Annotated in this window: 8 protein-coding genes; 5 read left to right on the top strand and 3 right to left on the bottom strand. The window is 32.7% G+C overall.

The window, feature by feature from the left end; translation table 11 throughout:
- Positions 1 to 24 precede the first annotated feature (24 nt).
- Positions 25 to 2,970: a GH92 family glycosyl hydrolase gene (locus ACQY1Q_RS03710; protein WP_431003943.1), complete on the top strand. Its 2,946-nt coding sequence runs from the start codon at positions 25 to 27 to the stop codon at positions 2,968 to 2,970.
- A 537-nt stretch (positions 2,971 to 3,507) separates the two neighbouring features.
- On the opposite strand, the gene ACQY1Q_RS03705 is transcribed toward ACQY1Q_RS03710, so the two are convergent.
- Positions 3,508 to 5,295 carry a tetratricopeptide repeat protein gene (locus tag ACQY1Q_RS03705; protein WP_431003942.1) on the bottom strand — a complete coding sequence of 596 codons (1,788 nt, stop codon included), beginning with the start codon at positions 5,293 to 5,295 and terminating at the stop codon, positions 3,508 to 3,510.
- Positions 5,296 to 5,659: 364 nt separating this feature from the next.
- Between ACQY1Q_RS03705 and asnB the strand changes: the two genes are divergently transcribed.
- Positions 5,660 to 7,321, top strand: coding sequence for an asparagine synthase B (gene asnB, locus ACQY1Q_RS03700; protein ID WP_431003941.1), 1,662 nt, complete (start codon positions 5,660 to 5,662; stop codon positions 7,319 to 7,321).
- A 59-nt stretch (positions 7,322 to 7,380) separates the two neighbouring features.
- Here the strand turns inward: asnB and ACQY1Q_RS03695 are convergent, their stop codons facing one another.
- A complete protein-coding gene (locus tag ACQY1Q_RS03695; RefSeq protein WP_431003940.1) occupies positions 7,381 to 8,343 on the bottom strand; it encodes a helix-turn-helix domain-containing protein in 963 nt (320 codons plus the stop codon).
- Positions 8,344 to 8,457: 114 nt separating this feature from the next.
- Between ACQY1Q_RS03695 and ACQY1Q_RS03690 the strand changes: the two genes are divergently transcribed.
- Positions 8,458 to 9,231, top strand: a complete 774-nt coding sequence (locus ACQY1Q_RS03690; RefSeq protein ID WP_431003939.1) for an LA_2272 family surface repeat-containing protein — start codon at positions 8,458 to 8,460, stop codon at positions 9,229 to 9,231.
- 61 nt (positions 9,232 to 9,292) lie between these two features.
- Here the strand turns inward: ACQY1Q_RS03690 and ACQY1Q_RS03685 are convergent, their stop codons facing one another.
- Positions 9,293 to 10,468 (bottom strand): DUF3103 family protein, encoded by a 1,176-nt coding sequence (locus tag ACQY1Q_RS03685; RefSeq protein ID WP_431003938.1) that lies wholly within the window; start codon positions 10,466 to 10,468, stop codon positions 9,293 to 9,295.
- Positions 10,469 to 11,091: 623 nt separating this feature from the next.
- On the opposite strand from ACQY1Q_RS03685, the gene gyrB reads away from it, so the two are divergent.
- Positions 11,092 to 13,029 (top strand): DNA topoisomerase (ATP-hydrolyzing) subunit B, encoded by a 1,938-nt coding sequence (gene gyrB, locus ACQY1Q_RS03680; RefSeq protein ID WP_431003937.1) that lies wholly within the window; start codon positions 11,092 to 11,094, stop codon positions 13,027 to 13,029.
- Between the two features lie 102 nt (positions 13,030 to 13,131).
- On the top strand, positions 13,132 to 14,157 hold the full coding sequence (locus tag ACQY1Q_RS03675) for a DUF6588 family protein (protein WP_431003936.1): 1,026 nt from the start codon (positions 13,132 to 13,134) through the stop codon (positions 14,155 to 14,157).
- Positions 14,158 to 14,202 lie beyond the last annotated feature (45 nt).

Here is a 14,202-nt window from a genome sequence, read left to right as displayed (position 1 = left end):
CAATAAAAATCACAATACAAACAAATGAAAAAAATAGTTTTTCTTATTAAGATAACTCTACTTATAAGCTGCACTTCTACTACTAAAAAATCGCCTATACACTATGTAGACGTGTTTATAGGTACCAAATCTCCGGGACACACCTACCCCGGCCCTACGCTTCCTTTTGGAATGGTACAATTAGGACCTGATACCAGAAACGACTACACCAGTTGGCCTGCTTGTGCCGGTTATGATTATACTGATACCTCGATTATAGGATTTACTCACACGCACTTGTCCGGAACCGGAGTTCCTGATTTGGGCGACATTCTTTTGATGCCTACTACCGGAAAAATTCAGCTCAACCCCGGAACGGTTAACGATTCATCTACCGGATATCGCTCTATGTTTCAGCATAAAAATGAAGAAGCTTTTCCAGGTTATTATAGCGTGCTTTTAGATGATTACAATATCAAAGCCGAATTAACAACCACACTTAGAACAGGCGTTCATAAATACACTTACCCAAAAACATCAGAATCTCATATTATTGTCGATTTAGAGCACAGAGATCCAATCATAGAATCTGAATTGAAAATTATAAGTAACACAGAAATTGTTGGGTACAGACGTTCAAAAGCTTGGGCAGGCAATCAACGACAGTATTTTGCTGCTAAATTTTCTAAACCATTTACATCATACACTGTACTTCAAGAAAATGACACCTTAAACCAAGGCTCCGAATTCTCCGGTAAAAAGATTATTGCCTCTTTTAATTTTGACGCTTCAGAAGATACTATTATTTCTCAAGTAGCCCTATCTGCCGTAAGTACTGAAAACGCTCAGAAAAATTTGAATGCAGAATTTGCTAACTGGGACTTTGAAAAAACGAAACAAAATGCAGTAAAAATCTGGAATAATTCATTAAACAAAATTGACGTTACTGATACTAATGAAGACAAGAAAACTATTTTTTACACAGCACTATACCATAGCTTACTTACTCCTAACCTCTATAGCGATGTAGATGGTAGGTACAGAGGCATGGACGATAAAATTCACACTGCAAAAGATTTCAACAACTATACTGTATTTTCTTTATGGGATACGTTTCGTGGTTTACATCCTTTACTAACCATTTTAGAACCGAAGGTTACCAGAGACATTATGGTTACCCTCGGAAAAAAATACGAACAGTTTGGAGAAATTCCCATGTGGGAACTCGCTGCAAACGATACACGCTGTATGATCGGTTACCACGGAGCTTCTGTAATAGCTGATGCCTACCTAAAAGGAATTACAAATGTCGATGCAAATCTGCTATTAGAAGCAATGGTAGCGAGTGCCAATGTATCTAAGCGAGGAATTAATTATTATACGGAACTCGGTTTTGTGCCTGCTAACAAAAGCAGTCAATCTGTATCTAAAACATTAGAATACGCATATGATGATTGGTGCATTGCTCAAATGGCAAAAGCAATTGGCAATGAAAAAGTATATGACGAATTTTCAAAAAGAGCTCGTTTTTTCACCAATCTATTTGACCCTGAAACTAAGTTTATGCGCCCTCGTTTTTCTAATCGTGAATGGTATAAAGATTTCGACCCTTCATCTGTTGGAAAAACCTACAATTTTAATTTTACAGAAGGTAATTCATACCAATACAGTTTATTTGTTCCTCATGACATTGCTACGATGGTAACATTAGTTGGAGGAGAAAATGAGTTTGACAACTGGCTGGATAATTTATTTGCTGCACACGCCGAACAAGAATCTGAAGATTCAGATGTATCCGGTTTAATTGGGCAATATGCACATGGTAACGAACCCAGTCACCACATCGCTTACCTCTATAATTTTATTGGAAAGCCATGGAAAACTCAAGCAAAAACGCATCAAATTTTATCAAAACTATACAGTTCTGATGCAGACGGTTTATGCGGTAATGATGATGCCGGGCAAATGTCTGCTTGGTATGTATTAAGTAGTTTAGGCTTTTACTCGGTAACCCCGGGTAGTCCTTATTATGTTTTAAGCAGTCCTGCTTTGGAAAAAGCCACCTTGCACCTTGATAACGGAAATAGCTTCACCATAACAGCAACTAATCTATCAAAAGAAAACAAATACATTCATTCGGTAACACTTAATGGCAAACCATATCCTTATAGCTACATTAGTCATGAAACTATTTTAAAAGGAGGTAATCTTGTTTTTGAAATGAGCAACACCCCAAACAAGGAATGGGGAAAAGATCCTAAATTCAGACCTTTATCTAACACGATCAATATTACCTCTATTCCTTATTTAGGTACAGATCAGAAAAATTTTCTAACTTCATTTGAAGTTACTTTTTCTTGCGACCAAGAAAATACGGATATTTATTACACCACTGATGGCACAGAACCTACAAAATCAAGTAATCAATTTACCAAACCTTTTGTGATTACAGAAAGTACTTTGTTTAAAGTAAAAGCATTCTCAAAAAGCGCACTTCCTAGTTATACTACCTCCATACAAGTTACCAAACAAACACCAACTTATGAACTTACTAAAAACGACCTAATTACAGGGCTTCACTACGCATATTATGAAGGTATTTTTAGGTCTGTTTACGATTTTTCAACTGTACCCCCAACCAAATCGGGTCATATTTCAAATATTAGTCTTGAACCTAAATTGAGAGACGAATGGATTGGACTAGATTTTACCGGATATATTGACATTCCTGAAAGCGGGCTCTATAATTTTGAAATTGCCGCAAATGATGGGGCTCAGCTACTAATTGACGGTAAGGAGCTTTTTGAAAGCGACGGAAGAAAATCATTTAGCTTTACCCAAAAAAATGACATCATCTTAGCCAAAGGACTTCATAAATTTGAAGTTAAGTATTTTCAATGCTCTGATAATATAGGCTTAGAGGTGTATTGGAAAAAGCCCAACGCTACAAGAGAAAAAATACCCGATAACTATTTTTATTCAGAAAAATAACACGAAAAAAACGGTGTAAATTAAGAGACGAATCAATCTTATAGCATTTACAACTTACTATTTCGGCTATGTATTATATAGACCTCACAAAACTTAAAAAAACCTGTGGGGTCTTTTACTTACTATTAAATATAATTTTATAAGGGGTATACCGTAACAATAAAGACCCGTACCGTGATGTTAAAGTCCTATGCCGTAATAGCAAAGACCCGCGCCGTGGCATTAAAGGAGCATGCCGTGATAGCAAAGTACCGCGCCGTGGTATCAAAGACCCGTGCCGTGATGTTAACGGAGCGTGCCGTGGTATCAAAGTCCCGTGCCGTGATGTTAACGGAGCATGCCGTACTATCAGCGCCTCATATTTGGGGAGTATTCAATAAAATGTGTCAATTTTTTTATTCTTCTTCGATAAACCTATCTCCAAATTTAATAATTAATTCTGAGGCTATTCAACGAAATGTATGCGTTTTTGAATACTCTTAAAGAGCTAGATCAACCAAGACAAACTACTATAAAACCAACTCTCTTCAATACTTTTTAATTTTTATCCTGAATAAGTTCATTAATAAAATATGAAGGTAAAATCCCCTGTCGTTTCTTAAAAGCAGTGTTAAACGTATTTAAGTTATTAAACCCCACAGAAATAGCAATATAACTTAACTTATTATCTCTAAACTCCTCATCTTCAATCAACCTGGTTAACAAATAATTAATTCTTAAATCGTTAATATAATTATTAAAATTGGTCTTTTTTTCTTGATTAATTACTTGAGATAGATATTTCGGGTTTGTTTTCAATTGCTCTGCAACACCACTTAAACAACATTTAGAATTGATAAAAAACAGTTCTTTTTCTAATTTTTGCAGTCGTAATAAAATAACATCTTTCACATCGTCATCAATAACTTTTGCAATTGGCTCTTTTTTATTTATTTCTTCTTTACCTCCTTCTTTTTCAAGAAAATCAATTTTTGTTCGCATTTTTAACTGCACTTCTGCAAGCTCAAGTGTTTTTTTATATAAAAATTTATTCTTCTGTTTCGTTTTTATATATACACAAACTATAAAAATTCCAAATAATAAACTAAAAACAAACACCACCCATATAGTTCTTATTTCTGCTTTTTGTATTTTATTTTGATACTCTAAAAGCTTCTTTTTTTGTGTTACCTCTTTTATTTGTTGTCTTGCTTCTAAAATGGCAATCTTCTGTTTTTTTTCATTACTAAAAAGAGAATCATTAATAACCTTATACAAGGTTTCATACTCATATGCTTTTGATAAGTTTTTTGTTCTTTTACATAAAGTCACCAATAATGCGCTGTTTGATTTTACGACATCAAAAGCATTGATTTTTTCTGCTGCGTCTAAACTTTTCTCATAAGCTACAATAGCATTTAAAGTATCTTTTTTCTTTAAGTATAATTCACCTAATAATACAAGCGCTCTTGGGGCTCTAAAATTATAATGATACTCATCAATCATTTGTAACGATTGCACTAAGTAATTTTGAGCTTTTTGAAATTGATCGGTAGCCATTAAAATATCGGCAATATTCATATACACGACACTTTGTATATAACTTCCGGCCGGAGGGATTTTTTTTTCTACCTCAAGAAAAAAGTCATAAATATATAAAGCCCCTTCAATATCATTAAGTTTTGCAGACATTCGAGCCATTTCATCTAACTTAGGATAGATATAATAAGCCTTTTTTAATTTTAATATATAATGAAATCCTTTTAAACAAAAATTAAGTGCTTTTTTATAATTACATTTTCTTAAATAATAATGAGATAAAGACGCATAAGCTCTCATAAAAAGATGATCATTTTTACTCTTTTCAGCTATATCTAAAGATTTCAAACCTAATTCTAAAGCTAAATCATACTCTCCTCTTTCTGTATAAATATATGACTTTAGTTTATCAACATCTGCTTTTATTTCAGGATATTCAGCATAACTAACGTGACTACCTAATTCTTCTACTTTTTTAAAAGAATCTTCAAAGTTTCCTTTTACAAAAAGCATATAAGCTCTGTTATAAGCTGCTTTTAACTTCCCTTTTTGATAATGTATTTTCTCTGCTAATTCACAAGCTTCATCATTGTATCTTTTAGCCTCTTGTTCAGATCTAAACACATAGGCAGAATACAGTTTCAATAAAACTTCTACTTTTTCAATACCTTCTGAATTTTCGTTCTTTCTTAGTAAATAGTTTACATCTAAAAATTCTTCTTTAAGCTGTTCTTTATTTTCAATGAGAAAACGAATATCATCAATATATTTTTTAATGGTATCGTTTTGAACCTTCTGCAAACTCATTCCATTTGCTGAAATCACTACAAAAAATACAAGTAAAATATTGAAAGTTAAACGCATATAAATTAAAAATTCGAATGTCGAATATAGTAAAAACCATCTTTTATATATCGGTTTCTCATCAATCAGAATAAAATCTAACAGTTTTTCAAAAAATAACCTATAAATTCACAAAAAAAGCACACATAATTTCAAAACACATAACAATTTGAAACAAAAAAACATTTTATAATTTATTTTTAAAACCAAAATATCATTTTATATTTAAAAAAATAAAGTTTATACCGTTGTTTGCATCATCATTTAAAACTTAAAACAATTTTTGAGTTATCATTTATAACTAAGAAATAAAAATAAATAAAAGATTATGTGTGGAATTGTATGTGCATTTGACTTAAAAGAAAAATCTGAAATTTTACGACCAAGGATTTTAGAAATGGCAAAAAAAATCAGACACCGTGGCCCGGACTGGAGTGGTATTTATAGCGATAATAAAACCATTATGGCTCACGAACGTTTAGCTATTGTTGATCCTACTTCAGGACAACAACCTTTATTTAGCAAAGACAGAAGATTTGTTTTAGCAGCTAACGGTGAAATATACAACCACAAAGAAATCAGAGCTACATTAAATGAAGACCATGAGTTTTTAACGCAATCTGATTGTGAAGTTATTTTAGCTTTATACAAAGAAAAAGGTGAACATTTTTTAGATGACTTAAATGGAATTTTCGGATTTGCGGTTTATGACACTGCTACTGATGAATATTTAATTGCTCGTGATCATATGGGAATTATTCCTTTATATATAGGATGGGACAAAAAAGGAACTTTTTATGTAGCTTCTGAATTAAAAGCTTTAGAAGGATACTGTAATAAAATTGAAGTTTTTCCTCCGGGATATTATTATACCAGAGAAGGTGGATTACAACGTTGGTACACTCGTGATTGGATGGAATTTGATGCTGTAAGAGACAATGAAACAAGTATTGAAGAATTACGCGAAGCATTAGAAGCCGCTGTACACAGACAATTAATGAGTGATGTTCCTTACGGAGTTTTACTTTCAGGAGGATTAGACTCTTCTATTACTTCTGCCATCGCTAAAAAATATGCCTCTAAACGAGTAGAGTCTGGCGATAAAGATGATGCTTGGTACCCTCAATTACATTCTTTTTCTATTGGATTAGAAGGCTCCCCCGATTTAGCTGCCGCTCAAAAAGTATCTGAACACATTGGAACAATCCATCATGAAATTACCTTTACCATTCAGGAAGGACTAGATGCTATTAAAGATGTTATTTACAACTTAGAAACCTATGACATCACAACCGTAAGAGCTTCTACTCCTATGTACTTAATGGCTCGTGTTATTAAATCAATGGGAATTAAAATGGTGCTTTCCGGTGAAGGAGCAGATGAAATTTTTGGTGGTTATTTATATTTCCACAAAGCTCCTAATGCTGAAGAATTCCATAAAGAAAACGTTCGTAAACTAGAAAAACTTTATCAATATGATTGTTTACGTGCTAACAAAAGTTTGATGGCATGGGGAATTGAAGGGCGTGTTCCGTTTTTAGACAAAGAGTTTATGGATATAGCCATGCGTATAAACCCTGAAGATAAAATGATTAACGGTGAACGTATGGAAAAATGGGTATTACGCAAAGCTTTTGAGAGCTATTTACCTGAAAGTGTGGCTTGGAGACAAAAAGAACAGTTTTCTGACGGAGTTGGTTATAGCTGGATTGACACCTTAAAAAAGGTAGTTGAAACTGCTGTTACAGATGAAATGATGGAAAATGCAGCACATCGTTTTCCTATTCAAACACCAAGAGCCAAAGAAGAATACTACTATCGTTCAATATTTGAAGAGCACTTCCCTAGTGATGCCGCTGCTTTAACTGTTCCTTCAGTACCCTCAATTGCCTGTAGCACTCCTACAGCCTTAGCTTGGGATGAAAGCTTTAGAAACCAAAACGAACCTTCAGGTAGAGCGATAAAAGCTGTACATGAAGATGCTTATTAATATAGTTTCTTTTAAATTTTTAGTTGTGTAAAAAAACCTCGCTAATGCGAGGTTTTTCTTTATTCATAATCTAAAATACCACTCGCTTTTATTAAACTCATCAAAGCATTAATCTTTTGCATCATTTTATAATAAAATATATTTTGTTCTTTTTCCCCGGAAGTGTTTAGCAGTTTAGAATGTCTAATTTGATTATCTAAGTATATTTTAGCCTCCATACAAGTGTCTTTATCATTTGTTTTAAAATAAGACAACATGGAATTAGGAACAAACAAGAGTTGCTGTTCCTCATTAAACGCCAATACATTATTATTCATTAATAATAACTCGTTATAATAAAGACTAAAACCTTCATTTTTTAATACTTTTTTAGAAATTTTATTCAGAAGCTTTTTTAATTCCTTACAAAGATCTACTGCCATATCATTTGGCACTTGTCCTGCCTCATAATAAAATTGAATTTGCTTTAAGGTACTGTTTATGGTAGTGGTATCCCATATTTCAGATACATTTAAAAACCTATAAAGATCCCCCAATCGCTTACCTGATTGTATGGTTGATAATTTTGGATGAAAGTTTTCAAAGTGAATGTTTCTATACTCTTTACACAATAACTTCAACCAAACATACATTTTAAACCTACTCAATAAAGTTCCATCAATTAAGTAAAACAAAGGAATATCCTTAGCAGAATAATACAATTGAAAGCTTTTATCTTTTGCAGTCCCCGCCAACAACTCATAAGAAGTATCAAAATATAGCTTTAAATCCTCTTCATTTTTAATTGACATTGTTTTTTCTACTGAAACATAACCACTCACAGCTTCCCCATACAATGAATCTAATGAAAAATTAAAATGCTTAGCTAACAAAATGGCTTCATCTATAGAAATTTTACTTTTATGACGTACTCTTCTATGGGCTGCATCGTAACTTATATCTAGTACTTTAGCTACTTCTTCATTAAGAGACCCTCCTCTTAATTCCCTCTTAATCCGCTCTAACAATACTTTTTGAAACATATTCAAAGATAGTTTTTATTGCGATAATTACAAAACTATTCATCAAACATAGTGAATTACACATTTCAACTATAATTAATCACAATAATTTAGTCGTCAATAAATTTTTGAATCATGAAAAATATACTTTTACTATTCTTATCACTAAGCTTTGGAGTAATAATAGCTCAACAAAGAAAATTAAGGACCCCGCTATGGACTACACACTCTAAAAACACTGATATTGTAGGAATATCTTTTGGAATACTTCCTAAAACCGTTTTTAATGACTCAACATTAACCAGAACTTATGGCATTCGGTTAGAAATACCGGGACTTGGTGTACTCCTTCCATTAATTCCTAAATCTCCTTTATCAACCAGTGATGAAGAACATGAAAACGAGTTAAATTTTGAACCCTCTGAAATTGTTTATGGAGTTAATTTATCCTCCGGTTCTACATCTGAAATATTGGTCAACGGTGTCTCTGGAGCTTTTATTGGTCAACACTTTATAAAAATGAACGGAATAGCAATTTCCGGAATAGGAAATATTATTGAAAAGCAAAATGGTGCAGCTTTAAGTATTTTAGGAAATAATTGCTATACTATAAATGGTATTAGTGGTGGAATTCTTGGCAATTACGCAAAGAAGTTAAACGGAGTTCAATTAGGAGCCTTCAATCTTGCCTCTTTAGCAAAAGGAGTTCAGATTGGTATTCAAAACAATAACACTAAAAAACCTTTCTCCATCAGAGGAACGCAATTAGGCGTTCTTAATTACGCTAGTGATGTGCATGGAATTCAAATTGGTCTTTTTAACAGTTCCTCATCTCTCAAAGGCATTCAAATAGGACTATGGAATAAAAACAATAAGAGAAATTTACCTTTTATTAATTGGTGTTTTTAAGAATAAGAACCTCGTTCAAAAACGAGGTTCTTATCAGTTTCAACTATCTATTCAAATTAAATTAATTTGAAGCTACATAATAAGGAGACATATTCACTTTAGCATTTCCTCTAGCTCCATAATAATTAGTGTAACTCTTATTTTTTTCTATTGTATAAAAAGAATCTACGTAATCATCATTATTCGTGTACCAACTATCTGGCATTGCTTGAATAATAGCTCCTGCTACCTGTCCTAAAACATTAACCCAAGGTTGCGTAGAAACTGTTCCGATAATTTGAAAAACTCCATTAACAATAGCCGATACCAAATCTTTGTAATTTACATTATCATCTTTTTCAAATAACTGAATATTTGCTGCTTGATATTGATAATCATCCCAGAATAATAATATTTGATTTGGATAATAATCTGTATCCTCATAATCTAAATAATACATAGGTATTACTTTAATTTCAGGATTGTTATTTCCATCTTTAATACCTGAAGTAACCGCATAAACTTCTGCTGCTCCGCTTATCCAAGGCTCTTCATCATCATTTAATCTGATTTTATCTAGCTTAGTAGTTTCTAAACCGGCATTTCTAGAGGAAGTTGCTCTTAAATCTAATTTTGAATCGTTAAATCTCATGTTTTGAACCCCTAACTCTCTAAGATATTGATTCATGTATGATACCTCTCTTTTTAGCGTTTCAAACCCATCTGTTTCAATTACAATCACAGGTTGGTTTGGAGCTTCTTTAGCATCTAAGTACACTGCTTTCTTATCTAATGTATACGCCTTAATTGTAGACCAAGTTTTTTCATCTCCTTTAGGAGCAAAAGAAAACAGCACGTTAGAAAAATCAAGGTTGTTTTTCGGGTTGCTCATCCAAACTTCAACAATTTCAATCTTATCAGGAGCTTCTTTTGAGTTCGCTTTCTTTTCTAGAGCACTTGTTTTTTTAACTAAACTCTTAAACGACTCTTGACCATTTACAAACTCAGCTGTTTTTTCTAAAATTTCTGACATAATTACACTAGGCTTTTGATTTTTTAATAAACCAAGTGTAGTTTCTTTAAATTTTTTATTTTGCATTAAGTCAATAAACTTAAGAGTTATCTCCTCCTTATTTACCGAGTTTAACTCAATTTGTTCAGAAACATCTGACTGTGTATTTAGTTCATCAGAACTATTACAACTTACTACCAATAATGAAACCAATAAGGTTTTCAATAAAAATCGGGGGGTTTTCATTTTTTTAAATTTTTAAATGTTAATTTATATTCATTCTTTCAAACATACAAAAATTTAAATATAAACTGTTAAAAAAGTTAAATTAGCAATAAAACAAACATCAAAAACAATAAATTAATGTATATTTTATTATTTTTTAACATTTAAAACAACTTTAATTACATTATTTTGATATACACCCGTTGCTTTTTAAACAACAGTACAACTCCTCTTTCCTAAAATGAATAAAAGCAAAAATATTTTTTCGATTAATTATGTATAAGTTTGTAGAATACTCACGTTATAAAAACATCGATTTCTTACTTCTAAGCAACTTTTAGCTTTTTGACATTTTAAAAAAACTATTTTCATCTTCAAGTTTAATTTTAAAGTGCTTTTTAAGCCTTCTAAGAGCTTTATAAGTTTTTACTGTTTTATTCTTTTTTATTAACAAACTCTCTTAAAAACTTTATTTTAAGGTTAAAAAAATGTAAATTTGTAATTCAGATAATCGCTTATCGCGGTTATTTTTTTGGGGGACACAGACTATTTTATAGAAAAGAACTACTCTTTTTTCTGTAATTCTTTTTGTCTGCTCCTTACAACTTATATATAATTAGAAAACAGAAACAAAACTCAATTATATGAGCGAAGAAAAAAAGCAAAATTATTCTGCTGATAATATTCAGGCACTGGAAGGAATGGAGCACGTGCGTATGCGTCCTTCAATGTATATTGGTGATGTTGGAGTTCGTGGATTACACCACTTGGTTTACGAAGTTGTTGACAACTCTATTGATGAAGCTTTAGCAGGACATTGTGATACTATCTCTGTAGATATTAATGAAGATAACTCTATAACGGTTCGTGATAACGGTCGTGGTATTCCGGTAGATATCCATAAAAAAGAAGGAGTCTCTGCCTTAGAAGTAGTAATGACTAAAATTGGTGCCGGAGGTAAATTTGATAAAGATTCTTACAAGGTATCCGGAGGATTACACGGAGTTGGGGTGTCTTGTGTTAACGCACTTTCTGATCATTTAAAAGCTACCGTATATAGAGATGGTAAAATTTGGCAACAAGAGTATGAAAGAGGTAAAACACAGTATCCTGTAAAAACAATCGGAGAAACTGATACTACCGGAACTGAAGTTACTTTTTTACCGGACAAATCTATATTTCAACAAACTACTGAATACAACTATGACACGTTAGCAACTCGTATGCGTGAGTTATCGTTTTTAAATAAGGGAATTACTATTACCTTAACTGATAAACGTAATACAGATGATGAAGGAAATTATATTTATGAAACATTCCATAGTACTGAAGGGTTATCTGAATTTGTAAAATATTTAGATAGCACTCGTGAGCAATTAACAGCAGGTGTAATTGCTATGGAAGGTGAAAAAAGCGGTATTCCTGTTGAAGTAGCTATGGTATACAATACTTCATACTCTGAAAACCTTCATTCCTATGTAAATAACATTAATACTCATGAAGGAGGAACTCACTTATCAGGATTCCGTAGAGGATTAACCAACACGCTGAAAAAATATGCTGATGATTCCGGATTGCTTAAAAATGTAAAATTTGAAATTTCAGGAGATGATTTCCGTGAAGGATTAACTGCCATTGTTTCTGTAAAAGTTGCAGAACCTCAGTTTGAAGGACAAACCAAAACTAAATTAGGTAACCGTGAAGTTACTTCAGCCGTTTCTCAAGCTGTTTCTGAAATGTTAACTGACTATTTAGAAGAGAATCCTAATGATGCTAAAACTATTGTTCAGAAAGTAATTTTAGCCGCGCAAGCTCGTCATGCAGCACGTAAAGCACGTGAAATGGTGCAACGTAAAACGGTAATGAGTATTGGTGGACTTCCCGGGAAATTATCAGATTGTTCTGAAACGGATCCGGCTGCATGTGAAATATTCTTAGTTGAGGGAGACTCTGCGGGTGGAACTGCAAAACAAGGGCGTGACAGAAACTTCCAAGCTATTTTACCACTTCGAGGAAAAATCTTAAATGTTGAGAAAGCAATGCAACATAAAGTTTTTGAAAACGAAGAGATCAAAAACATGTTTACCGCATTAGGGGTTACCATTGGTACAGAAGAAGATCCAAGAGGATTAAACTTAACTAAATTACGTTATCATAAAGTGGTTATTATGTGTGATGCCGATGTAGATGGCTCTCACATTGCTACCTTAATCTTAACATTCTTTTTCCGTTTCATGCGTGAAATGGTTGAACAAGGATACATTTACATTGCTACTCCTCCTTTATATTTAGTTAAAAAAGGACAAAAGAAAGAATATGCTTGGGATGATAATCAACGTGATTTAATTGCTCAAAAAATGGGTGGTGGAGTTACCATTCAACGTTATAAGGGTCTTGGAGAGATGAACGCTGAACAATTATGGGATACAACTATGAATCCTGAATTCAGAACCTTACGACAAGTAACTATTGATAACCTAACAGAAGCTGATCGAATCTTCTCTATGCTAATGGGAGATGATGTACCGCCTCGTAGAGATTTCATTGAAAAGAATGCTAAATATGCCAATATTGACGCATAGTCTACAAAATACATTGAGCCTCGTTTTTTAACGAGGCTTTTTTTATACCCCATACTTCCGTTTATTTTTTATATTTTTATATTCAAATAAAACAATATACCCATGAAAAAACTTTCTCTTTTCATTCTTTTATTAAGTTTTACAGGCTTGTATGCCCAAAATGGTCCTGAAGGTATTTTATTTTCAAACCTACAAGATGCCAATACCTTAACACAGGCCTATATGAATCCTGCCATGAAAGGACTTATATATGGCATGAATAATAGTTGGTATCATACAGCTAAGGTTCATAAAAAGTTTGGTTTTGATATTTCTATTGCTGTAAACGCTTCAATGGTTCCTTCAAAAGATGAAATGTTTTCAGTTACAAACTTAAACTCTATTACTCAACCTGGTCGTCCTCCTGGGCATTTAACCTCAGCAACAGTTGCCGGTTCTGAAAACGACGGAAGCTTAGCGACTGTTACTTTTCAAGAAAACGGAATTACGTATACCGGTACTTTTAATATGCCCGGAGGTATTAAAGAAAGCTTACCTTTAAATGCTATACCTTCACCTACAATTCAAGCTAGCTTAGGGCTTCCTTGGCAATTTGAAGCTAGTTTACGCTTTGTACCTAAAGTAGGTTCTGAAGATGTAAAAGGTGATTTATTTGGTTTTGGGTTGAAAAAAGAAATTACAGATTGGTTTGGACCTTTAGGAAAAACACCGCTTCATGTTTCACTTTTAGCAGCTTACACCAATATGAATGTTAACTATCAAATAAATGATGATGATCCTAATGACAACATAGCTATTTCTCCGGATTCTGCTGCTAAACTAAGATTAAATTCATACACTTTTCAGGCGTTAGCTTCATTAAATTTCCCTGTTTTTAATATTTACGGAGGTGTTGGTTATAATTCAGGAAACTCAACCTTAAAAATGTTAGGAACATATACCATTTCGTATAATGCTTCAATAAATCAAAGAACAATAACTGATCCTTTAAACTTAAATTTTGATGCAGGTGGTTTTAATGCTACTATAGGAGCTCGTTTAAGCTTAGGCTTTTTCAAACTTTTCGGAAGTTATACGGTTCAAGAATACAATACATTAAATGCAGGTATTGCTTTTAGCTTCAGATAGTATTTGTTATTTTTATTTAAACTTATTATAAAAACCTCACAACCA

This window comes from Tenacibaculum sp. TC6 (genome assembly GCF_050606265.1).
Classification (GTDB): domain Bacteria; phylum Bacteroidota; class Bacteroidia; order Flavobacteriales; family Flavobacteriaceae; genus Polaribacter.
Note: the sequence above shows the minus strand (reverse complement) of the source record. Positions and strands in the feature narration are given on the sequence as shown.

Bases quoted from the DNA above. Each gene is read 5' to 3' on its own strand.
- ACQY1Q_RS03675 (WP_431003936.1), top strand. From the start codon at position 13,132: ATGAAAAAACTTTCTCTTTTCATTCTTTTATTAAGTTTTACAGGCTTG.
- ACQY1Q_RS03710 (WP_431003943.1), top strand. From the start codon at position 25: ATGAAAAAAATAGTTTTTCTTATTAAGATAACTCTACTTATAAGCTGC.
- ACQY1Q_RS03705 (WP_431003942.1), bottom strand. From the start codon at position 5,295: ATGAGTTTGCAGAAGGTTCAAAACGATACCATTAAAAAATATATTGAT.
- gyrB (WP_431003937.1), top strand. From the start codon at position 11,092: ATGAGCGAAGAAAAAAAGCAAAATTATTCTGCTGATAATATTCAGGCA.
- ACQY1Q_RS03685 (WP_431003938.1), bottom strand. From the start codon at position 10,468: ATGAAAACCCCCCGATTTTTATTGAAAACCTTATTGGTTTCATTATTG.
- ACQY1Q_RS03695 (WP_431003940.1), bottom strand. From the start codon at position 8,343: ATGTTTCAAAAAGTATTGTTAGAGCGGATTAAGAGGGAATTAAGAGGA.
- ACQY1Q_RS03690 (WP_431003939.1), top strand. From the start codon at position 8,458: ATGAAAAATATACTTTTACTATTCTTATCACTAAGCTTTGGAGTAATA.
- asnB (WP_431003941.1), top strand. From the start codon at position 5,660: ATGTGTGGAATTGTATGTGCATTTGACTTAAAAGAAAAATCTGAAATT.